Consider the following 21,844-nt stretch of genomic DNA (forward strand, 5'->3'; position numbering starts at 1 on the left):
GCGTTCCTGTATGGAGACTGGGATTTTATAAGAACATCTTTACAGGAACATAGCGTTTCTTCTCCGGGACGTACTGATAGATCCCGCAGAACCGCCCGGCGGAGTCGCTGATGCGCGCCCAGGGATTTTCTCCGTCCCGCGCCAGTGCCGCTGTGCTTTCTGCACTTTGTCCCGGCACCTCCGCCTGCGTAAGGCTGCGCTTCTCCAATGGATTTCCGTTATAAAGGAGCTTGTCCGCCTCCGGCTTCACGCGAAATGCCGGGTACTGTGCGAACATCGTCTCCACCGGAACGATTTTTTCCTCCAGACGCCCGTCTTTTGCCAGCGTTTCGATCTCTGAGAGCCGCAGGCTTTCCTCCTGTGCAAACGCTCCCACGCGCGTGCGCAGCAGCGATTCCATGCAGCCGCCGCAGCCAAGCTTTTCGCCGATATCATGACAGAGCGTGCGGATATAAGTGCCTTTTGAGCAGGAAACCGTCAGGGCAACGCGCGGAAGACGGATTTCTTCAATTTTTATATCGTAAATCTGTACAAAGCGTGCCTGCCGTTCTACCGTCTTGCCCTCGCGCGCCAGCTCATACAGCTTCTTTCCGCCCACCTTCAGTGCGGAATACATCGGCGGCACCTGCTCATACGGTCCGATAAAACCCGTGATCGCGCTGCAAACCGCCTCCCTGGGCGGCATCTTTTCACAGATGGAAAGCACTGCGCCGGTCGTATCCTGCGTGTCGGTCGTCTGCCCAAGCAACAGTACGGCGCGGTAGGTTTTGTCCTTGTCCGTCAGCATATCACAGAGACGCGTTGCGTTTCCCAGACACACAGGCAGCACGCCCTCCGCTTCCGGGTCGAGCGTGCCTGTGTGACCAATTTTTTTCTGATGCAGAATGCCGCGCAGCTTCGCCACGACGTCGTGCGAGGTAAAGCCTCTTTCCTTGTAAACATTGATGATCCCGTTTATCATGCTGTCTGTTCTTCCTCTTTGGCCGCCTTCATCTGCTTTTCAATATGCTTCGTCAGATTATTTACCACATCGTAGAAGGAGCCCTGCATCGTGCACCCGGCCGCGCGGACGTGACCGCCTCCGCCGAAGTACGAGGCAATCACGCTGACGTCCACTGTCTGCTTGGAGCGCAGGCTGACCTTGTACTCCTGGTTCGCCGTCTCATACAGAAAGATCGCCGTCTCGACGCCCTTCGTCAGACGGAGCTGGCTGACGATGCCGTCCAGGTCGGACGGCTTTACGCCGTAAAAATCCATGTCTTTGCGCTTGATGCCGCTGATAATGCAGGCGCCGTCCAATACCATAATGCTCTCCAGAAGCGCTCTTCCGAGAATCTGATTCTGCACATATGTTTTTTCCAGAAAGGTGGTGTCAATGATGTAGTTGCCGTTTACGCCCTTGCGCAGCAGATTCGCCGCAATCTCCAGCGTCTCCGGAGCCGTGCAGGAATACTGGAAGGCGCCGGTGTCGTGCACCAGCCCCATGTACAGCGCTTCCGCCACCGCCTTCGATATCTTTTCATCCTCCATCACATGATAAATCACCTCTGAAGTAGAGCTGCTGTCCGGAAAAATCTCGTTTTCCTGCGCAAAGCCCTTGTTGCTGATATGGTGGTCATAGCAGATGCTCCGCTTCGCCGTATCCAGATACTTTGCCGCCGCTCCAAGACGCTGCTTATCCGCGCAGTCGAGCGCGATAAACAAATCGTACTCCTTATCCTCCGCGCAGCTGTGACGGATCGTATCCGTTCCCTGCAGGATATGATAGCTTGCAGGGATCTCCTCCAGATAAACATCGACCGTCTGAAGCTCCGGAAAGATTTCTTCCAGATAAAGCTTCAGCGCCATGCAGGAGCCGACACAGTCGCCGTCCGGGCGGATATGCCCGGCAATGGCGACGGTCTGCGCATTCTGCAGCACCTCACTGATCTTCTTCATATTCTCCATCTTCATCCTCCGATCTCTCCACATGATTTTCCGCAATCAGCTTCGACATGCGGACGCCATACTCTATTGACTGGTCCAAAATGAATCGAATTTCGGGGGTATTGCGCAGATTCAGGTTCCGGGCGAGCTGCCGGCGGATAAAGCCGACGGCGGACCGCAGTCCCTCCAGCGTGCTCTGCTGCGCCTGCTCATCACCCAAAACACTGATATACGCCTTGCAGGTTTTTAAGTCCGGCGCAACCTCCGCCAGCACCACCGACGTCAGCGGATGGATCCGTGGATCCTTGATCTCGCTGCGGATGATGTTGGCAAGCTCCCGCTGCACCTCGCTGTTTACCCGCGTATTTTTAATGCTGTTTTTTCTCATATTTTCATTTCCCTCTATCGCGGAACCTCTACCATAATATACGCTTCTACCTGGTCAAATTCCTGAATATCATTAAATTTTTCGAAAACAAGACCGCATTCGTAGCCTGCCCTTACCTCTTTTACGTCATCCTTGAAGCGCTTCAGCGATGCGAGACCGCCCTCGAAGATCTGCGTGCCCTCGCGCGTGATGCGCACAGAGCAGTTTCTCTGGAACACGCCGTCCAGGATATAAGCACCCGCGATCGTACCGACACCGGAAGCCTTGAAGGTCTGACGAACCTCTGCGTGTCCGATCACCTTCTCCTCATAGACCGGATCGAGCATACCCTTCATGGCAGCCTCAACATCCGCGATCGCATCATAGATAACACGATACAGGCGCACGTCTACGTTCTCGCGCTCCGCGCTCGCCTTCGCCATCGCATCCGGGCGCACATTGAAGCCAATGATGATCGCATTGGAAGCGGAAGCAAGGCTGACATCGGATTCGTTGATCGCACCGACTCCGCCGTGAATGATCTTGACGGCAACCTCGTCGTTGGAAAGCTTCAGGAGGCTCTGCTTTACGGCCTCCACAGAGCCCTGCACATCGGCTTTGACGATGATGCCAAGCTCTTTTAAATTGCCCGCCTGGATCTGGCTGAACAGATCGTCAAGCGACATTCTGGATTTCGTTTCCTCCAGCAGCTTTTCCTTGTTCTGGCTGATGAAGGTTTCCGCAAAGCTTCTTGCTTCTTTATCATTTTCGCAGGCAACAAATACCTCTCCTGCGTTCGGCACGTCGGAAAGACCGAGGATCTCTACCGGAGTAGACGGACCGGCCTCCTTCACTCTTCTGCCTTTATCGTCCATCATCGCGCGGACCTTGCCGTGGCAGGCGCCCGCCGCAATTGCATCGCCCACATGCAGCGTACCTTTCTGTACCAGCACCGTCGCAACCGGGCCCTTTCCTTTATCCAGCTCCGCCTCGATGACAAGGCCTCTCGCTTTTCTGTTCGGATTTGCCTTCAGCTCCGCCACCTCTGCCGTCAGAAGGATCATCTCAAGCAGCGTGTCAAGCCCCTCGTGCGTATGTGCGGAAACCGGCACAAATACGGTGCTTCCGCCCCAATCCTCGGGGATCAGCCCGTGCTCGGACAGTTCCTGCTTTACGCGGTCAATATTCGCGCTTGGCTTATCGATCTTGTTGATCGCAACAATAATTTCGGTACCCGCCGCTTTTGCGTGGCTGATCGCCTCGACCGTCTGCGGCATAACGCCGTCATCCGCCGCTACCACAAGGATTGCGATATCGGTCGCATTGGCGCCGCGCATACGCATTGCCGTGAACGCCTCGTGTCCCGGAGTATCCAGGAAGGTGATCTGCTGTCCGTTAATGGATACCGTATAAGCGCCGATATGCTGTGTGATGCCGCCTGCCTCTTTCGCGATCACATGCGTATTCCGGATGGCATCCAGCAGGGAGGTTTTACCATGGTCAACATGCCCCATAACGCAGACAACCGGCGGTCTTGCAACCATCGTCTCTTCTGCCTCCTCTTCTTCCTTCAGCAGCTCCTCGATCACATCGACCTTCACCTCATGCTCTGCGATGCAGTTGTAATCCATAGCGATCTCTTCCGCCAGATCGTACTCGATCTCGTGGTTCACCGTAACCATCGTTCCCTGCAGGAACAGCTTCTTCACGATCGCCGCAGCCTGCACCTTCAGAAGATCCGCAAGCTCGCGGATGGTCAGACGGTCCGGAATTGTAATGGTTCTGATCTCGTCTTCCTTCTTCTCTGCCGGCGGCGGTGTCACCGGCTTGATGAACTTACCGGCAGTTTTCCCTGTTTTGCCGGAATTATTATTTTTCTGATTCGGACGCCCCTTGCCGCCCTCCTGGCGGTCAAAGCGGTCGCGCTTATTGTATTTTTCTTTATCCTTATCCTTGTCAGCGCGGATTCTGGATTCCTTTGTTACCGGTTTGCTGCCAAGATCCGGCTGCGGGATCGACAGATTTCTGCCGCCCTGTCCGCGTCCCTGGCTGCGGTTATCGCGGTCGCCGAAGCTTCTGCCGCCGCGGTTATCTCTTCCGCTCTGCTCACCGCGATTGTCGCGATCGCCAAAGCTGCGGCTTCCCTGTCCGTTGCGGTTATCGCGATCGCCAAAACTTCTGCCGCCGCGGTTGTCTCTGCCGCCCTGCTCGCTGCCGCGGTTATTGCGGTCGCCAAAGCTACGTCCGCCGCGGTTATCCCTGCTGCCGTCGCTGCGTCCCTCACGGCTGTCTCTGCCGCCCTGCTCTCCGCCGCGGTTATTGCGGTCGCCAAAGCTGCGTCCGCCGCGGTTGTCTCTGCTGCCGTCGCCGCGTCCGCTGCGGTTGTCTCTGCTGCGATCCGTGCGTGCTCCGCGGTTTCCGTTCTCACCCTGGTTCTGCGTTCTGCCCTGCTTCGGCTGTGCTTTTTCCTCCGCCGCCTTCTCCGGTGCAGCTGCCTTTGTCTCCGGGCGCTGTACCTTCGTCTCCGCGGCCTGCACAGTCTTGTTCTCCGGACGCTGTGTTTTCGTCTCTTCTGCCTGCGCAGCCTTGTTCTCCGGGCGCTGTACTTTCGTCTCTTCTGCCTGTACAGCCTTGTTCTCCGGGCGCTGTGCTTTCGTCTCCGCCGTCTGCGCAGCCTTGTTCTCTGACGCCGGCGCAGCCTTTGTCTCTGCTGCCTGCACAGCCTTTACCTCTGCCGGTGCAGATGTCTGAGCCGCCTTTCCTCCGGCTGCTGCATTTCCTGCCTGCGCCGTCTGCGCTTCCGCTGCCGTCCCGGCCGTCTGCGCCGGTCTGCTGCCCGCCGTCTTTGCTGCCTCCGCCGGACGGGTGCCCGCCGGTCTTGCGCCTGCCGGTCTCGTACCTGCCGGTCTGCTGCCCGCCGCTCTCGTACCTGCCGGTTTATCCTCAGCGGTTCTCATCCCGGCCGGCTTCTGAATACCGGTACGGCTGTTCTGGGAGCGGAAAATTCTCGTAATATTTTTCTTCTTTGGCACACCCGCCGGGCGCGCGCCTGCCTCAGCCGTCTTCTCCCCGGTCTTTGCAGGCTTCTCGCTTCCTTCCGCTTCCTTCTTTACCGGAACCGGTCTGCTGCCCACACCCTTTCGTACCATTTCTACATGTTCATCTTCCAGCATACTCATATGACTCTTTACTTCGATCCCTTTTCCTTTCAGATATTCCATTACTTCTTTATTCGCTCTGCCAAGCTCTTTTGCAAGCTCATGCACTCTCATTTCCGACATACTCACTACCTCCGTTCGTCTCTGTTGGCTAGTTCCTTTATAATGGCATTGGAAAGCCCCGGATCTGTCACAGCAAGCGACGCGCGGAATTCCTTCCCCATCGCCGCGCCAAGCTCCAGCTTCGTTCCGTAAAAATAAAGCGGCACCTCATAAAATGTACACATATTCTGAAACTTTTTCCGGGTATTTTCAGAGGCTTCCTCTGATACAAGCACCACGCAGGCGACCCCGGTCTTTACCGCTTTTTCCGTAGAAAATTCCCCGCTCATGGTTTTGCCCGCCTTCGTAGCCAGCCCGATCAGAGAGAGTATCTTATTTTGTCTCAATCCGCTCTATCTCCTTTTTCAAACTATCATATACCTCGGGAGAAATGCCCGTCTTCAGCGAGCGCTCCAGTCCCCTGCTTTTCACTGCTTTCTCGAAGCATTCCATCGAAAAGCACAGATATGCGCCTCTTCCATTTTTTCTGCCTGTAGTATCGATCACAAGCTCTTCCTCCGGCGTCCGCAGGATACGGATCATATCCTTTTTATTTTTCATCTCCTGACACCCGATGCACTTGCGCTGCGGAACCTTTTTTGTCTGTCCCATCTTCTATCTCCCGCTTATTCTTCGGATTCCGGCTGCGCAGGATCTTCCTCATACGCGCCGTCCTCTTCATACTGCTGCCCATCCTCTTCGGCGTAAGTCTCCTCATACTGCTGACCGTCATCCTCGGCATAGGCATCTCCGTACTCGTCATAGTCCTCTTCGTAATAATCGTCATCCTCGATCTCGTCAAAGTCTCCCGCCTCGATCGCCTGCGTCTCACTCTTGATATCGATCTTGAAGCCGGTAAGCCTTGCGGCAAGTCTCGCGTTCTGTCCCTCCTTGCCGATCGCAAGGGAAAGCTGATAATCCGGCACGACTACCTGTGCAGTCTTCTCATCATTGTCCGCCGCAACATAAATAACCTTTGCCGGGCTGAGCGCGTTCTCGATCAGCAGCGCCGGGTTTTCATCCCAGTTGATGATGTCGATCTTCTCTCCGCGCAGCTCCTCAACAATGGTGTTTACACGGGAGCCGTTAATGCCGACACATGCGCCCACCGCATCGACATCCGGGTCGTTCGACCAGACCGCCATCTTCGTGCGGTTGCCTGCCTCTCTTGCAATGCACTTGATCTCAACGGTGCCGTCGCGCACCTCCGTCACCTCGTTTTCAAACAGCCGCTTCACCAGCTCCGGATGTGTGCGGGAAACGAGTACCTTCGGTCCCTTCGGCGTGTCCTTTACCTCCAGCACGTAAACCTTCACGCGCTCGGTCGGGTAGAAGGTCTCGCCCTTCACCATCTCATTTTCATTTAAAACCGCATCTACCTTGCCGAGATTGATGCTGACATTTCTTCCAAGATAGCGCTGCACGATGCCGGTCACTACCTCGCGCTCCTTGCTGTAATATTCGTTGTACAGCACCTTGCGCTCCTCCTCACGGATCTTCTGGAGGATTACATTTTTCGCATTCTGTGTTGCGATGCGTCCGAACTCCTTCGATTTGATCTCCACATTTACCACATCGCCCACCTCGTAGCGGGAATCCTTCATCTTTGCGTCTGCGAGGCTGATCTCCATCACCGGATCCTCCACCTCTTCCACAACGGTTTTCTCCGCATGGACGGAGAACTCACAGGTGTTCGGGTCGATATCCACCTTCACATTGTCCGCCTTGCCAAAATGGTTTTTGCACGCCTGGATCAGCGACTGCTCGATCGCCTCCAGCAGGACCGTCTTACTGATGTTTTTCTCCTTCTCCAGAACGTCCAGTGCTTCCATTAATTCGTTATTCATTTTCCCTTTTCCTCCTTAAAAATCGAAAGCCAGTCTTATCAGCGCAATATCAGCTCTCGCAATCTGCATTTCACTTTCATCTTCCATCATGATCGTGACGGTTTCTTTATCAAAGGCTTTTAAAATGCCGTAAAATTCCTTCTGTCGTTCTATCGCGCGGAACGTGCGGATCTCCACTTCTTCCCCAATGCTGCGCACAAAATCCTTCTCTTTTTTGAGTGGCCGCCCAAGTCCCGGAGAGCTTACCTCAAAGATATAGGATTCCTCAACAAAGTCCTGCTCATCCAGAATATCGTTCGCCGCCCGGCTCACCAGCTCGCAGTCGTCCACCGTGATGCCGCCCGGCTTATCGATGTACGCGCGCAGGTACCAGCTTCCGCCCTCCTTCACATACTCCACGTCTACCAGCTCAAATCCGTTCGCATCCACGATCGGCTGCAGTATCGCTTCCGTTTTCTGTTCATACATTTCTTTTTTTGTCATACGCCCCGCATTCCTCCAGATATGCCGTCTTTTGTGTCCGCCGTCTTTTTTCTCCGACACGCCCGGCAACATAAGATTGAGCGGGTTTTTCAACCCGCTCACACTCTAGTAACATATTCTTATCATCCTCATTATAGCACGCTTATCCGGAAAAACAAGTGTTTTTTTCAAGTTTTCCTTAATCTTACACGATTTTTCCATATTTTTTACCGCCTGCGAGCTGCTATCCGCGCAGCTTCGTGCCTTTGGTGTCGCGCCCGGCGACCTTCAGCCTGTCCAGCCGGACTTCCTTTTCTTTATAGAGAATGGTTTTATCCTTTTCGCCGTTCGGATAATACATTGCCTCCACGCGGTCGCCCTCATTTAAGCGGATGCCGCGTACGCCGATCGCGCCCTTTTTCTTTAAAGGAATATCGCCGATCTGGATGCGCAGACAGATATCGCGCTCTGTCTTAAATACCGCCGTCTCCGCCTCGTCCATCCGGTGTACGCAGATCACCTTGTCGCCCTCCTGCAGCTTCGTCGCCGCGATCGTGCGCTTTGCCACATCAAACTCGCTGCCCTCCACCTGCTTCACCATGCCCTGCGCAGTTCCGAAAATTAGCAAAGACATCTTCACGCGCTGCAGGCTCTCCGCATAGACGATCGTCTCCTGCGCGCTGCTGTAATTACAGAAATTATCGATCGGCTTGCCTTTATCGCGGAATTTTCCGAAGGGCACATCGAGCACCTTGATGAGATGCTGGCTGCCCATATCCGTAAACAGACAGATCTTATCGGTATTCATGCAGGAGATCACATAGCGGTTTTCCGCGTCCGCCGTCTCTTTGTTCCGCTCGTAGGTCGCCGCATCCACAGTGCGCGCGTAGCCGAAGCGGTCCATCAGAAAGACGACCTCCATCTCCTCAATCTTCTTTTCCTCATAGACAGCCTCCTCGCCGTTCTCAACCACCGTTTTGCGCGGTACGGCGTACTCCTTCTTAAAGCTCTGCAGCTCCTTCACGATCTGCTTCGCCATGGAGCCGTAATTATTTAAAAGATCCTCGTAGCGGGCAATATTCTTTACCGTCTCGTCGTGTTCCTTCTGCAGCGCGGCGATCTCCAGCCCGATCAGCTTGTAGAGCCGCATCTCCAGGATCGCCGTCGCCTGCGCGTCGGTAAAACGAAGCTGCTCCGCCTGCTTTTTCGAGGCGCGCGATTTAAACTTGATGCCCTCGGTAACGCCGTTTACCAGACATTCTTTCGCCTGCTCGCGGCTCTTGCTTCCGCGCAGGATCTCGATAATCAGGTCGATAACGTCGCAGGCTTTTATCAGCCCCTCCTGGATTTCCCTCTTTGCCTGCTCCTTCTCCAGCAGCGTCTGATACTTGCGCGTGTTCACCTCAAACTGGAAATCGATGTGATGCTCAATGATTTTTTTCAGACTGAGCGTTTCCGGTCTGCCGTCCGACACCGCCAGCATATTTACGCCAAAGGTATCCTCCAGGCGCGTCTTTTTGTAAAGCATGTTTATCAGATTATTCGTGTCGGCGTTTTTGCGCAGCTCCAGCACAATGCGGATGCCGTCCTTCGACGACTGGTTGGAGATATCAACGATATCGGTCGTCTTTTTCGTCTCCACCAGAGCAGCCACGTCGTTTAAAAATTTGCCGATATTGGCGCCGATCATGGTATAGGGAATTTCGCTGATGACAAGGTTTTCTTTTCCGTTCTTTCCCTTCTCCACCTCCACCTTGCCGCGGATGCGGATTTTGCCCGTGCCGGTCTTGTAAATGTCCGGCAGTTCGTCCTTGTTGACCACGATGCCTCCGGTGGGAAAATCCGGCCCCTGAATGTACTGCATCAGCTCTTCCGTCGTGATGTCGCTGTTTTTAATAGTGGCAATGACCGCATCGATCACCTCACCGAGATTGTGCGGCGGAATGCTCGTCACCATACCGACCGCGATACCGTCCGCACCGTTGATCAGAAGGTTTGGCAGGCGCACCGGAAGCACCTCCGGCTCTTTTTCCGTCTCGTCAAAGTTTGGAACGAACGGAACCACGTTTTTATCAAGGTCGGCAAGAAATGCCTCCTGCGTGACTTTTTGCAGACGCGCCTCCGTGTAACGCATCGCCGCGGCGCCGTCCCCTTCGATGGAGCCGAAATTGCCGTGACCGTCCACCAGAGGAAGTCCTTTCTTGAAATCCTGCGCCATAACGACAAGCGCCTCATAGATGGAGCTGTCGCCGTGCGGATGATATTTACCCATCGTATCGCCGACGATACGCGCGCATTTGCGGTACGGGCGGTCGTAGCGGATACCCAGCTCATACATGTCGTAGAGCGTCCGGCGCTGTACCGGCTTCAGCCCGTCGCGCACATCCGGAAGCGCACGTGCCACGATGACGCTCATCGCATAATCAATATAAGATTTTTGCATGATCTCCGAATACTCTGTCCGGATGATCTGCTGCTGTGTGTTTTCCATATATTTCTATTACCTCATATTACCTCAAATTTCCTTTTTTTGCGAGAAGCCGCTTTTTCCGGAATCCACTCACCGATATGTCCCGGAATGTCTTTTTGCTGCCCGGCGCCGCTCATTTTCCCAGACGCCAGACGCATCTTACCACCCCGCCGCCTAAAACGCCTCCTCCGCCTGGAAGAGCTTATATATCCAGCTCGGCGTCCTTTGCGTGCTCATAAATGAACGCCTTGCGCGGCGGCACTTCGGTGCCCATCAGCATTTCCGTGACGCTGGATGCCATGCGCGCATCTTCGATCTCTACGCGCTTGAGTACACGCGTTTCCGGATTGAGCGTCGTCTCCCAGAGCTGCTGCGCATCCATCTCTCCGAGACCCTTGTAGCGCTGCAGCGTAAAGTTTTTATGTGTCTTCCGGTATTTTTCCAGCGCCTTGTCGTCGTACAGATATTCCTCCGGTCCGCGCGACGGCATCGCTTTGTAGAGCGGCGGCATTGCAATATAGATGTGCCCCTCGTAGATCAGCTCCGGCATAAAGCGGTAGAACAATGTCAAAAGCAGCGTGCTGATATGCGCGCCATCCACGTCGGCATCCGCCATAATGATAATTTTGTCGTAACGCAGCTTCGAGATATCGAAGTCATTTCCATAGCCTTCTGAAAATCCGCAGCCAAAAGCGTTGATCATTGTCTTAATCTCCGCGTTCGCCAGCACCTTGTCGATGCTTGCCTTCTCCACGTTGAGGATTTTTCCGCGGATGGGCATGATTGCCTGGAAGTTACGGTTGCGCGCCATCTTTGCGGAGCCGCCCGCAGAATCTCCCTCTACGATAAAAATCTCGCACAGCTCCGGTCTTCTGCTCTCGCAGTTTGCCAGCTTGCCGTTGGAATCGAAGGAATACTTCTGCTTCGTCAGAAGGTTCGTCTTTGCCTTCTCCTCGGTCTTTCGTATTTTTGCCGCCCGCTCCGCGCAGGACAGCACCTTTTTTAAAGTTTCCAGATTGCGGTCGAAATACAGCACCGCCTCGTCGCCGACCACCTTGGCGACCGCCTTCGCCGCGTCCTGGTTGTCAAGCTTCGTCTTTGTCTGCCCCTCAAAGCGCGGCGCCGGATGCTTCACAGACACCACCGCCGTCATGCCGTTGCGGATATCCGCGCCGGTAAAATTGGCATCCTTTTCTTTTAAAATGCCAAGCTCTCTGGCGTAGGTGTTCATGATCGCAGTAAATGCCGTCTTAAAGCCCGTCAGATGCGTGCCGCCCTCCGCGTTGTAAATGTTGTTGCAGAAGCCAAGCACGTTTTCATGAAATTCGTTCACATACTGGAACGCACACTCCACCGTGATGCCGTCCAGCTCGCCCTTCAGGTACACCGGCGGCTCCTGTACCGTCTCCTTGTTGCGGTTTAAATCCTTTACAAAGCCCACGATGCCATCCGGCTCATGATATTCCAGATGCTCGACCGTCTCACCCCGCCGGTCTTCAAAAATGATCGTCAACGCCGGGTTTAAGTATGCCGTCTCGTGCAGGCGGCTCTTGATCTCCTCCGCCGCAAACTGTGTCTTTTCAAAAATTTCCGGATCCGGCAGAAAATTGATGCAGGTACCGGTTCTTTTCGTCTTCCCGATCACCGGAAGCAAGCCCTTCTCCAGTTCCACCACCGGCACGCCCCGCTCGAAGCGGTCGTGGTGGATCTGTCCGCCGAGGCTCACCTGCACGTCCAGATACGTGGAAAGCGCGTTTACCACCGAAGAGCCGACTCCGTGCAGACCGCCGCTGGTTTTGTAGCTGTCATTATCAAATTTTCCGCCCGCATGCAGCGTCGTGAACACCAGCCGCTCCGCCGGGACGCCCTTTTCATGCATATCCACCGGCACGCCGCGCCCGTCATCGTTCACCGTTGCGGAACCGTCCTTTTCCAGATATACCTCAATCTGACTGCAATAGCCTGCCAGATGCTCATCCACCGCATTATCTACAATCTCATAAACCAGATGGTTCAATCCCTTTCTGGAAACGCTGCCGATATACATGCCCGGCCGCTTGCGGACCGCCTCCAGTCCCTCCAGCACGGATATACTCGCCGCGTCATATGTCTTTTTTGCCATAAATCACTCTATCCTTTATTTAAATCATTTCCAGTTTATTTCCTTATGCATTATAACAACATCCCGCAAAAAAATGCAAGCAGAAATGAAAAGCCGTCGCCCGGCGGGGTGACGGTCTGTTACTGTTCACTCCGTTCCAGTAACCTTCGCAAATCCATTTAAAATTCGCTTCGCGAATGGGATTTGCTCACGCTTGAATCACATTCTCACGCCTCAAACAGCAGGTGTTTTGAGGCTGGCGTGAACAATAACGACGGTCTTTCTAGAAGCAAGTGTTTCAGTCATTTCTGTATTTTTCTCTCAGTTTTCGCAGTTTCAGACCGCAATAAACAAACAGATAAAGATATAGCAGCGTCAGAACAGCAAACAGCACTGTGAACACGCTTGCAAGGGAATCGCTGGTCTCCATGCTTTTGATAAAATTCGGAAACACACAGCAGAGGAAGATTATCATAAGCGGAAGCAGCCGGGTTTTCATTACATGATTGATCAATTCCACTCTTGATTCGTTGTCGGAGAAAATTTCTCCATCCTGTTCGGAATTTGTTTCTGATAACGGTTTCCGGAAATATAGCCATCCAACGCATCGCCCGATATATTCCCAGCCATAATCCCGGAACATCTGAAAATAGTGACTGTTTTCTGTGTTATTTTTATAGTCCAGCCGATACGCCACATTTTCCGGCGTGCACTGCTCGAAAATATAGAAGCACGGCGGAATCATTTTCGATAGTTTCCATCCGTTTTTATGCTGCTCATGCAGCCAGGCTTCTTCCTCCTCGTAATCCGCGATGGTAAAAAAGCGTATAACCGTTTTTCTGTTATTCATTTACTCCCTCTCCTTTGCTATTTTTATACAAACGTTCTATACGTTTCAGTTCAAGATTTAAGATTTCTTTTCCAAGCTCTGTAATCTGATAAATTTTTCTTTTTTCTTCTTCCCTTTGAAAGGCAATCAGCCCGTCTTTTTCCATTTTCGAAAGCGTTCCGTACATCGTACCCGCACTGATGATCAACTCTCCGTCTGTCATCTGCCTGACCTGCTGGCTGATTCCGTAACCATGCTGCGGCTGCTGGAGACAGAACAAAATATAAAAACCGCTTTCCGTCATCGGTACATAAATTCGTTTGATTTTACTATCCATATACATCCTCACTATTTCACTTCGATATATCGAGGTTCTATATATAGTATATCGAAGTCCGATATAATTGTCAAGAAGTTTCCAACAAAAAACGACAGAGATTTTGTTCTCTGCCGCTTTGCTATCTGATACATTCTTCGATTCCGCCTGTTCATTTCCCGTATCACCTTAATACATGTCCAAAACAGCTAAAATGCCATCTATATCCGGCGTCATCATATGTTTGTTGCCATTTTCACACTGTCTCAGATAGTCCTGACACGCCATAACAATTCTGCGTTCATTTTTAGTTAATATATTCAAAACAGCAGAATAATAAGCATCTCCGCCGACAGGATATGTATCAATGTACTTCTTACTCACTGGAAACAATTTTATATAATGAACTCCATGACGATATTTCGGTTTTGTTTTCTTATTGGGCGGCAGAGGAAAATAGTCTTTCTTTGGCACTGACGGGGATATATTAGACCTCAATGGAACAACAAAGGTTCCCAGATTTCCTTTATATCGCAAACGAATAAGCAAAACACATGGCCTACCCTTTTCATTAAATAACAGTTCATCCGCTACTGAATATTTATTACATAAATCATAAAATTCTTGTTTCACCTTGACCAGTTTTATCATATGTTGCTTTTCATCCTCCAATATAACAATAACTCCACGAAAGTGGAGTTATTGTTATTTCATACAATTAGATGATATTCGAAATTATAGTCCCGTCATCTGCGGAGACCAGACATACAATTGAGCGATATTCGAAATTTATGACCCGTCGCTCCCGGAGTCAAAACATACTGTTGAATGATATTCGAAATTATAGTCCCGTCATTCACGGAGACTGTGCATACCGAAAACAAACTGTTTTCTTGTTTTTATTATACCCGGATAATTCAAAAATTGTCAATAAAATTTTTAATGAAAAACAACCCGAATCGCGCCCCAATATTCATGATTATTAAGAATTTGTAAGCTAATATTAAGCTTTTCCCGTGATACAATAAAGACAAACCTCTCCCGTGCTTCAGGGTAGGGTGCGGGAAATCTTGCGGAAACGAATTGAAGGAGGACGTGAAAATGAAGAAGAGAAGATTTGCAGGAATCTGTATAGCGGTTTTGCTTGCCGGGATGACCGGCTGTGCAAATGAAGCTCCCGCCACGCAGACGGAAACAGAACTCAGCACACAGACGGAAAGCCGGACAAAGGCAGAAGAAACAGAAAATGTTTCTGCCACTGCTGCAAAGGATTCGTCAGACAGCGTGGAAGATGTCGCCGGGCAGGGCTTTGTTCCGCCAAAGGGTTCCCGTGTTGACAGCAACGGAAATATTGCCACTCCCAGCGGAGAAACCTTTTCAAAAGACGGCGGCTGGGCTGTGCCGGAGGGCGGACACGTCGATTCCCAGGGGCGCATCATCGACAAAAACGGAAATGTCATGGGCGGCGGCGCCCCGGTCGGTTCCAAAGGATAGCAACAGATAAATCAAGTTTTTGCATTTCAGTGCACAAACTTGATTTTTTCATAAGTTTATGCTATACTCTTATCACAAGGAGGTATGGCAAATGATTGATACTCATAAACTCAAAAAAAGAGATTTATACCTAAATAAGATTATAGCATTTCAGGACACCGAGCCAGTGAAGGTTGTTACCGGAATCCGCAGATGTGGCAAATCCAGCCTGCTGAAACTAATGACCATTCACCTAAAGGAAAATGGAGTTACTGACGACCAGATTCTTGAAATGAATTTTGAATCACACGCTTATAAGAATATGAATAGCGATTCTTTCTACGAATATGTCAGGCAGCATATCATACCAGATAAAAGAATGTACCTCTTCTTCGATGAGGTTCAGCGTGTTCCTGACTGGGAGGATGCTGTGAACTCTTTCCGTGTTGATTTTAATTGCGATATTTATGTCACGGGTTCAAATGCCTACATGCTCTCCTCCGAATATGCCACCTATTTATCTGGCAGATGCGTAGAAATAAAGATGCTGCCTTTGTCTTTCTCTGAATTTTTATCATTCCACGATTTTGAAATAAGAGAAACGAAAAGTGCCTGGGGCAATACACGCAAACAAGCTATTGATAAAATGGGAAATTATTATGAACTCCATGAGGTTTTTGATGCATATATGCGGTTTGGCGGAATGCCGGGCATTGCTGACATAGGCTTAGACCAGGAAAAAGCACTGGTGCTGCTGGAGGGCATCTACTCTACCGTTATTATGAGAGATATTCTCGAACGCGAAAATCGCAGAGGTCAAAAGAGAATCACCGACCCTGTTCTTTTGAAAAAGATTACCATGTTCCTTGCTGATAACATCGGAAGCAACATTTCTGTTTCTTCTATCGGCAACACCCTGGTGAATGAAGGACTTCTTGAAGACGGGAGGCGAAAAGGAACCCCAAGTGCTCACACTGTACAGGCTTATGTAAATGCACTGCTGGAGGCATATTTCTTCTATGATGTCAAAAGATTCGATATCAAAGGAAAGGAATTCTTACGTACCCTTGGGAAATACTACATTGTTGATATTGGACTCAGGAACTATCTGCTTGGATTCAGAGACCGTGATAGCGGTCATGCGATAGAGAATGTTGTTTACTTTGAACTGCTTCGTCGGGGATATGATGTTTCTATCGGTAAGGTAGATAATTCCGAAGTTGATTTTATCGCAACAAAGGCAGACGACAAACTTTATGTTCAGGTCACGGAAGCAATGACCAGTGAAGACGTTCGCAGGCGGGAATTAGCACCACTCCAGAAAATCAGCGATAACTACGAAAAAATCGTTCTTTCCCTGAATACCGGAATGGATTCTTCCTATAATGGTATAAAATCCATCAACCTGATTGACTGGTTGATTTCTGTCTAAAGATTTACCCCCTGCTATGCAGGGGGAATTTTTACTGTGGCACAGGAAAAATCCCATCTCTGCATCAGCAGCGGTGGGATTTTGTTGTATCTTCACATATTGGAAACCACAGTTCTATCCAGTAGGTATCCTCCAGGATTCCGACCCTGGCGGAGCCGCCCATTTTTTCCATCATCATAGAGACGTTTTTCACACCAATGCCGGTTCCGGCAACGTAGCTGTCCGGCATGGCTCTTCCGTTTGCGATAAGAACCTCCACCTGGTCCGCCCCGCAGGTAAGCTCTATCTGCACCGCGCGCTCCCGGTCGCCGTATTTTTCGATATTGGAAATGATGTTGTTCAGGATACGCCCCATATAATCGGTATTTACCCGTATACGGACATTTCTCCACTCCAGCCCGTCCGCGTTTACCGAAAAGCCGTCGTCCGCTAAAAGGGCGCACAGCTCCGAGAGGTAATCCCCCAGCACGCTGCGGATATCCTCCGGCGGCTCCAGCTCTGTCTCTTTCTGGGAATCAATAAAAAAGAATTCAAACATCCGGTCAGACATCGATTTTATCTGCAGGATGCGGCTGTACGCTTTCTCAATGTATTCCCCGCTGACATTTCCCTCCCGCTCCTGCTTTCTTAAAATCTCCATATACGTCAGCAGCCCTGTCAGCGGCGTGCGCAGGTCATGCGACATGCCGACCACCAGCTTTTCCTGCGCCGCGCGCAGCTCCTTCTCTGTCTGCTCATGCTCCTTTAACTCCTGCCGCATACTGTCCAGTCCGCGTGCGAGCTGCGCCAGCTCATCCTCTCCCTGTATCGTCACCTTCTCCTCCAGATTTCCCAGGCTGATTACCGCCACCTCGCGCTGCAGACACTGGATATACCGCACATCCTCCTGCATTCCCTGGATAAAGACACCCAGACAGGCTGCAAAGCCAAGCATCACCGTGATACCAAAGATGAAGTGAAAGTACTTTTCTGCCAGACCGCTATACAGATAAACAAAAGCGTCTCCATCTGCAAAGTGAACGACCTCCGTATATTTTCTTGCATACTGGCTTATGCCGCTCGCCCAGACGCCTGACCCTTCCTCCGTGCCGCGGCTGTCCCTGTCCTTTACTTTGCTGTCAAATAAAATTTCATCCTCACGGTAAACTTTCAGTTCCGCAAACCCGTTTTCTTCTGCCCATTTCCGGATTTTGGCAGCATCTGTCGCCGCCAGGTGATTCCTGTCTGCATAAATCTGGAGCGCTTCCAGCCCTTTCTCCTCCTCATGATAGAGCAGAAAGCTCCACTGCGTATCATACTGCAGAATATTCACGCTCCCAAAATAGAGCACAACAAAAACAAACAGACCAACGCCCAGCCCACGCAACAGGCGCGTTACCATCTTTCCTGTCAGGCTTTCCGCACGAAATCTGTCTGTCAGAGCAGTACCCCTTTTCACACGTATTTTATCTGCCAGGGCGGTATCCCTTTCCCCATGTATTTTATCTGCCAGAGCGGTATCTCTTTCCGCACGTACTTTATCTGCCAAGGCGGTATCCCTTTCCCCATACGGTTTCGATAAGCTTCGGATTCTGCGCATCCTCCTCCACCTTTTTTCTGAGCCTGCGGATATGCACCATCACTGTGTTTGCAGAGCCGAGGTCAAACGGCTCCTCCCATGCGCTCTCATAGAGATTGCGCGCGGAAAATATTTTCTGCGGATATTCCATGAAAAGAAGCAGCAGCCGGTATTCCAGTTCTGTGAGATTCACTTCCTCTCCCCGCACAAACACACTGTTCTGTATGGTGCAGATACGGATGTCCCCCTTCCCCAGCCATTCGGGCAGATTGCTCTTTTCCTCCTGTGCTGCTTTGTCGTAAACGTTGCGCCTGCGCAGCAGCGCCTTTACCCTGGCAAGCAGCTCCGCATAGGAAAACGGCTTTACCAGATAATCGTCCCCGCCCGCCGTCAGACCGATTACCTTATCGGATTCCTGCTCTTTTGCCGTCAGAAACAGCACCGGCACATTCGATACCTTGCGGATTTCCTCACAGGTCCTGATTCCGGAGATTCCCGGCATCATAATGTCCAGTATTACAAGATGAGTATTCTCCGTCAGTTTTTCCAGCCCCATCCTGCCGTTTTCCGCTTCCTCCACGTGATACCCCTCTCCCTCCAGCAGAATGCGCACACCCTCCCGGATTGCCGGGTCGTCTTCAATCATCAGTATGTTGTTATGATCCATCCAGACCGCCTCTCTTTCCTGTATGATAAAGCCTGCGCAATCAGACATAAATGGTTGTTCCGTTATCTTACCGCCTCATAGGTCCACACCCGGCTGCACTGACTACGGATGACCTCCGGCTCCCATGCCCGGGTGCTGTTTTTCCGGCTGAACGGGTCATTAATCAGCAGTTTTCCATCGGCATATCCTCTGACCACAATAAAATGCCCCGTATCCGTAAAATCTCCCGGTCCCATCGCGCAGATAACAAGCTTGCCATCGCCCAGGTACAGCTTCATCGCCTCTTCATCATATAGCTGCTCTTCCGTAACCATCACCCCATATTGCGGGGCTATATCTTTTAAAAATGCCCAGGAGGTTCCTACGCCCTCCACATAATACCCCTCATCCAGCGCGCGCTGCGCCAGCATGTCGGGCGTAAGGCTCTCGTCCCGCGTGAGACTGTAGAGCACCATCGACAGGCAGGTTGGTCCGCAGCCGGATAGCCCGATATTGATTTCTCCATATGGTGCATACCCCCAGCGCGCATCCCATTGCAGAAAAAGCGGGCACTGCTCCCGGCTTTCCGCCTGCGTAATGCCGCCGTAAGCTCTCGCCTCAATTGTCAGATATCCTTCCACAAAATCAAGAAGCTCGTGATTCCGCTGTAAGGCGCTGATTAATTCTGCAGGATAAAGATTTTCCGTCAGTGCAGCTTTTTCTATATTAGCATCCGCCTGCGGTACACCGACAAGTATTTCTTCTCTTGCCAGAACCGCCGCCGGTTTCCGGCACAGTCCAACAGCCACTATAACTGCTGTCGCACAAACTATACATAATCCTGTTTTCATTTCCGCTCCCTTCCGCAGACCGCTCCCGTCCTGCCTGCCTTTCTCATCCAGCATACCGCCAGTACCCCTGTCAGTAAAAAGCCAAGCATGGAAGGCAGCGCCCTGTATATGGTATTCATTCCGGGCATACCTATAAGCAGCCAGTTGTCCGTTTCCAAGGTATAAGTCCAGATAGCCGGAAAACTCTGGTTTGTATCAATATGCAAAATTTGTCCGTCTCCCGCAAAAATGCTATACAGCGCATGAATCAGTACCGCCGACCAGATAGAACCGCTCTCACAGACAACCAGCGTCAGCACCGTCCCCATCAGAAATGTTCCCAGTATCGTCAGAAGCGCGTCTTTCACATTCAAAAATGACATTGCCATACACTGGATCAGGGTATATGTGAAAACAGATGCCGCTGCCGCGCCTTTTTTTCCAAAACCAGTCTGCAACGCGTGAAAGGCAAGCCCCCGGTAAAGCAACTCCTCCGTCACAGCCGCCCGTATGCCCTGTCCAAAAACATTCGATACGAAAATTCTGGCCAAATCCTGCAGCGTGGGATTTTCGAATGCCAGCGTTCCCTTCACACAAAACAGGTAGAACATATCTACTGCAGCAGGAAGAAGCACGGCGACAATACACCAGCGCCGCAGAAACAGTGGTTTTCTGCAATAGACATCCGCCAGAGAAATCTTCATCACATATTTTGTATAAAGATAAACTGCCGTAAATACGCTCCACAAATTCAGACAATTACCCGCAAGTTCTTTCACAACAAGAGACGTATCCATTCTCCATGCCACTCTGCTGAAAGAAACTGTAAAAATATGAATCAGGAACACTGCCGCCACATGCAGAAGCGCTTTTGCTTTTCTTTGCATAACTCATCCCCGTTTTCGGGCAGATGCAAAAAGCACCCGCCCGATTTATTATTTCTTAACTATTATACAGTGCCAGATATTCTGCCGAAACGTAACCTGTACGATCTATATATTTAAATTTTGCCCATCCGCCGCTGATAGACGTAACAGAAATTACCTGATTATATGTAAGTGACCCGATAATACTATACCCCATCCCCGGACCGCTTCTTACATTAAGTACATCCGCTGTGACATAATACTTTGTCGTAGCACGTGTCTGAACTGCATCTGTTTGCACCACTGCAACATTTCCATCTGCCGCAGCCACATAGGTTGCCGGTGTTGCCATCATGGTTGCCGCCAAAAACATTGCCATAACTTTTCTCTTCATTTTTCTCTTATCCTTTCTGTCTTTCTATTTGTTCTAAGTGGATCCATCCTTGAACTACTCATAGAATAAAACAATTATCTTACATTTTCGTTTACATAACCCTTAATATTTCTTAACTTTTATTTTACTATTGCTTCTTACGGCTGTCAATCCAGCGCACGGATAAAGAGCAGCCATATCAAGTGTGACTGCTCTTTCTTTTATCAGCTCAATATCATACAGAACATTTCCCCGATTTTCGTATATTCTTCTTTCTGTTCCGAAATATCATTATCTGTTTCGTATTTATAAAGCTGTAAATCTGCAGAAGATGCCTGTCTGGAAACTCCCTGCCCTTCCTCATTTGTAAAAATTGCTTTTGTATTTTCCAGTCTGTTCATACGATATTTTACCATTTTCCCAGTGTCATCGGTTCCCTCCAGATAGTATTCTGAATCCTCTGGCACCCCATTTCCACAGGTAATTTCTATAGAGCTGTTTTCCCCGTCAAATATAATGCTCTCAAATACAAATTCCATTTCTCCTGTTATGCAAATCGTCTGACTTGATTTTTCACCTGTCTCCCCCTCCGCTGTCCGCGGTACAAGAACAGCCGGAAGAAGTGCATTTACATTGACGGTTGTTTCTGTTCTGGTTGTAAAGCTTCCATCGATTTCTACTCTTTCCACGGTTTCTGTTTCTGTATCTGATGCTGTTATCACATCGCCTGCTTTCACAAGACAGGTAAAGTCAACGTATGATGCATCCTCGTTATAATAGTACGCGTCGTCCACCCGCTCCTGCTGGAAGCTGTAAAACTCTTCTTTCAGATAATTGTCCTCTTCCCGCAGAAGGGAAATGTCATAAATACCGGTATTACGCAGCCAGACACCCAAATCTTCTGCCTGAAATGTGCCGTCCCCATTTGTCTCTGTAACAATCTTTTTCACATTCCGGTTTTCATAATCCGTGAAAATATCGTTGCGGCACATTTTGTACACATTTCCCCCAATGTTACGCGCTTGTACCGGAAATGTAAGCATAAGCGCCAGGGTTAAAGGTAAAAATGCTTTTCTCGTACTCATATT

At 50.7% G+C, this 21,844-nt stretch carries 21 protein-coding genes; 2 read left to right on the forward strand and 19 right to left on the reverse strand.

The window, feature by feature from the left end:
* Positions 1 to 25: 25 nt before the first annotated feature.
* The 13 genes from truB to ACLU9Q_RS15065 all read right to left on the reverse strand — a co-directional run bounded on the left by truB (position 26) and on the right by ACLU9Q_RS15065 (position 14,229).
* Complete coding sequence (gene truB / locus ACLU9Q_RS15005; RefSeq protein WP_296838011.1) at positions 26 to 961, reverse strand: tRNA pseudouridine(55) synthase TruB; 936 nt, start codon at positions 959 to 961, stop codon at positions 26 to 28.
* On the reverse strand, positions 958 to 1,947 hold the full coding sequence (locus ACLU9Q_RS15010) for a DHH family phosphoesterase (protein ID WP_296838009.1): 990 nt from the start codon (positions 1,945 to 1,947) through the stop codon (positions 958 to 960). Before ACLU9Q_RS15010 ends, truB begins: the two co-directional genes overlap by 4 nt.
* Complete coding sequence (rbfA, locus tag ACLU9Q_RS15015; protein WP_296838006.1) at positions 1,922 to 2,314, reverse strand: 30S ribosome-binding factor RbfA; 393 nt, start codon at positions 2,312 to 2,314, stop codon at positions 1,922 to 1,924. Before rbfA ends, ACLU9Q_RS15010 begins: the two co-directional genes overlap by 26 nt.
* 14 nt (positions 2,315 to 2,328) lie before the next feature.
* On the reverse strand, positions 2,329 to 5,574 hold the full coding sequence (gene infB / locus ACLU9Q_RS15020) for a translation initiation factor IF-2 (protein WP_298513242.1): 3,246 nt from the start codon (positions 5,572 to 5,574) through the stop codon (positions 2,329 to 2,331).
* A gap of 5 nt (positions 5,575 to 5,579) precedes the next feature.
* The gene (locus ACLU9Q_RS15025; RefSeq protein ID WP_296837182.1) at positions 5,580 to 5,900 is read right to left on the reverse strand and encodes a L7Ae/L30e/S12e/Gadd45 family ribosomal protein; all 321 of its coding nucleotides are present in this window, start codon (positions 5,898 to 5,900) and stop codon (positions 5,580 to 5,582) included.
* On the reverse strand, positions 5,887 to 6,165 hold the full coding sequence (gene rnpM, locus ACLU9Q_RS15030) for an RNase P modulator RnpM (protein WP_296837185.1): 279 nt from the start codon (positions 6,163 to 6,165) through the stop codon (positions 5,887 to 5,889). Before rnpM ends, ACLU9Q_RS15025 begins: the two co-directional genes overlap by 14 nt.
* A 14-nt stretch (positions 6,166 to 6,179) precedes the next feature.
* Positions 6,180 to 7,400: a transcription termination factor NusA gene (gene nusA / locus ACLU9Q_RS15035; protein ID WP_296837188.1), complete on the reverse strand. Its 1,221-nt coding sequence runs from the start codon at positions 7,398 to 7,400 to the stop codon at positions 6,180 to 6,182.
* A gap of 15 nt (positions 7,401 to 7,415) precedes the next feature.
* The gene (gene rimP, locus ACLU9Q_RS15040) at positions 7,416 to 7,883 is read right to left on the reverse strand and encodes a ribosome maturation factor RimP (RefSeq protein ID WP_296837191.1); all 468 of its coding nucleotides are present in this window, start codon (positions 7,881 to 7,883) and stop codon (positions 7,416 to 7,418) included.
* Positions 7,884 to 8,106: 223 nt separating this feature from the next.
* Positions 8,107 to 10,353: a DNA topoisomerase (ATP-hydrolyzing) subunit A gene (locus tag ACLU9Q_RS15045; RefSeq protein WP_296837194.1), complete on the reverse strand. Its 2,247-nt coding sequence runs from the start codon at positions 10,351 to 10,353 to the stop codon at positions 8,107 to 8,109.
* A gap of 181 nt (positions 10,354 to 10,534) precedes the next feature.
* A complete protein-coding gene (locus ACLU9Q_RS15050; protein WP_296837198.1) occupies positions 10,535 to 12,454 on the reverse strand; it encodes a DNA gyrase/topoisomerase IV subunit B in 1,920 nt (639 codons plus the stop codon).
* A 277-nt stretch (positions 12,455 to 12,731) separates the two neighbouring features.
* Positions 12,732 to 13,283: a DUF2812 domain-containing protein gene (locus tag ACLU9Q_RS15055; RefSeq protein ID WP_296837201.1), complete on the reverse strand. Its 552-nt coding sequence runs from the start codon at positions 13,281 to 13,283 to the stop codon at positions 12,732 to 12,734.
* Positions 13,276 to 13,599 carry a PadR family transcriptional regulator gene (locus ACLU9Q_RS15060; protein ID WP_302591483.1) on the reverse strand — a complete coding sequence of 108 codons (324 nt, stop codon included), beginning with the start codon at positions 13,597 to 13,599 and terminating at the stop codon, positions 13,276 to 13,278. Before ACLU9Q_RS15060 ends, ACLU9Q_RS15055 begins: the two co-directional genes overlap by 8 nt.
* A 168-nt stretch (positions 13,600 to 13,767) precedes the next feature.
* Positions 13,768 to 14,229, reverse strand: a complete 462-nt coding sequence (locus ACLU9Q_RS15065; protein WP_296837207.1) for a hypothetical protein — start codon at positions 14,227 to 14,229, stop codon at positions 13,768 to 13,770.
* A gap of 450 nt (positions 14,230 to 14,679) precedes the next feature.
* Here ACLU9Q_RS15065 and ACLU9Q_RS15070 point away from each other — a divergent pair, with 450 nt between their 5' ends.
* Together ACLU9Q_RS15070 and ACLU9Q_RS15075 are read left to right on the forward strand one after the other, a co-directional pair.
* Positions 14,680 to 15,072, forward strand: a complete 393-nt coding sequence (locus ACLU9Q_RS15070) for a hypothetical protein (protein ID WP_296837210.1) — start codon at positions 14,680 to 14,682, stop codon at positions 15,070 to 15,072.
* A 91-nt stretch (positions 15,073 to 15,163) separates the two neighbouring features.
* Positions 15,164 to 16,483 carry an ATP-binding protein gene (locus tag ACLU9Q_RS15075; protein WP_296837213.1) on the forward strand — a complete coding sequence of 440 codons (1,320 nt, stop codon included), beginning with the start codon at positions 15,164 to 15,166 and terminating at the stop codon, positions 16,481 to 16,483.
* A 64-nt stretch (positions 16,484 to 16,547) separates the two neighbouring features.
* Here ACLU9Q_RS15075 and ACLU9Q_RS15080 read toward each other — a convergent pair whose 3' ends face one another.
* From ACLU9Q_RS15080 to ACLU9Q_RS15105, 6 genes are all read right to left on the reverse strand, one after another.
* The gene (locus tag ACLU9Q_RS15080; RefSeq protein WP_296837216.1) at positions 16,548 to 18,011 is read right to left on the reverse strand and encodes a sensor histidine kinase; all 1,464 of its coding nucleotides are present in this window, start codon (positions 18,009 to 18,011) and stop codon (positions 16,548 to 16,550) included.
* Positions 18,001 to 18,708 (reverse strand): response regulator transcription factor, encoded by a 708-nt coding sequence (locus ACLU9Q_RS15085; protein WP_296837219.1) that lies wholly within the window; start codon positions 18,706 to 18,708, stop codon positions 18,001 to 18,003. Before ACLU9Q_RS15085 ends, ACLU9Q_RS15080 begins: the two co-directional genes overlap by 11 nt.
* 62 nt (positions 18,709 to 18,770) lie before the next feature.
* Positions 18,771 to 19,592 (reverse strand): C39 family peptidase, encoded by an 822-nt coding sequence (locus tag ACLU9Q_RS15090; RefSeq protein WP_296928266.1) that lies wholly within the window; start codon positions 19,590 to 19,592, stop codon positions 18,771 to 18,773.
* Positions 19,535 to 20,404, reverse strand: a complete 870-nt coding sequence (locus ACLU9Q_RS15095) for a CPBP family intramembrane glutamic endopeptidase (protein WP_296837225.1) — start codon at positions 20,402 to 20,404, stop codon at positions 19,535 to 19,537. The genes ACLU9Q_RS15090 and ACLU9Q_RS15095 overlap by 58 nt, the downstream gene beginning before the upstream one ends.
* A gap of 55 nt (positions 20,405 to 20,459) precedes the next feature.
* Positions 20,460 to 20,777 (reverse strand): SH3 domain-containing protein, encoded by a 318-nt coding sequence (locus ACLU9Q_RS15100; protein WP_298513399.1) that lies wholly within the window; start codon positions 20,775 to 20,777, stop codon positions 20,460 to 20,462.
* A gap of 203 nt (positions 20,778 to 20,980) precedes the next feature.
* Positions 20,981 to 21,841: a hypothetical protein gene (locus tag ACLU9Q_RS15105; RefSeq protein WP_302591476.1), complete on the reverse strand. Its 861-nt coding sequence runs from the start codon at positions 21,839 to 21,841 to the stop codon at positions 20,981 to 20,983.
* Positions 21,842 to 21,844: the final 3 nt, after the last annotated feature.

The sequence above is a fragment of the Marvinbryantia sp. genome (assembly GCF_047017445.1).
In the GTDB taxonomy this organism is placed as follows: Bacteria; Bacillota; Clostridia; order Lachnospirales; family Lachnospiraceae; genus Marvinbryantia.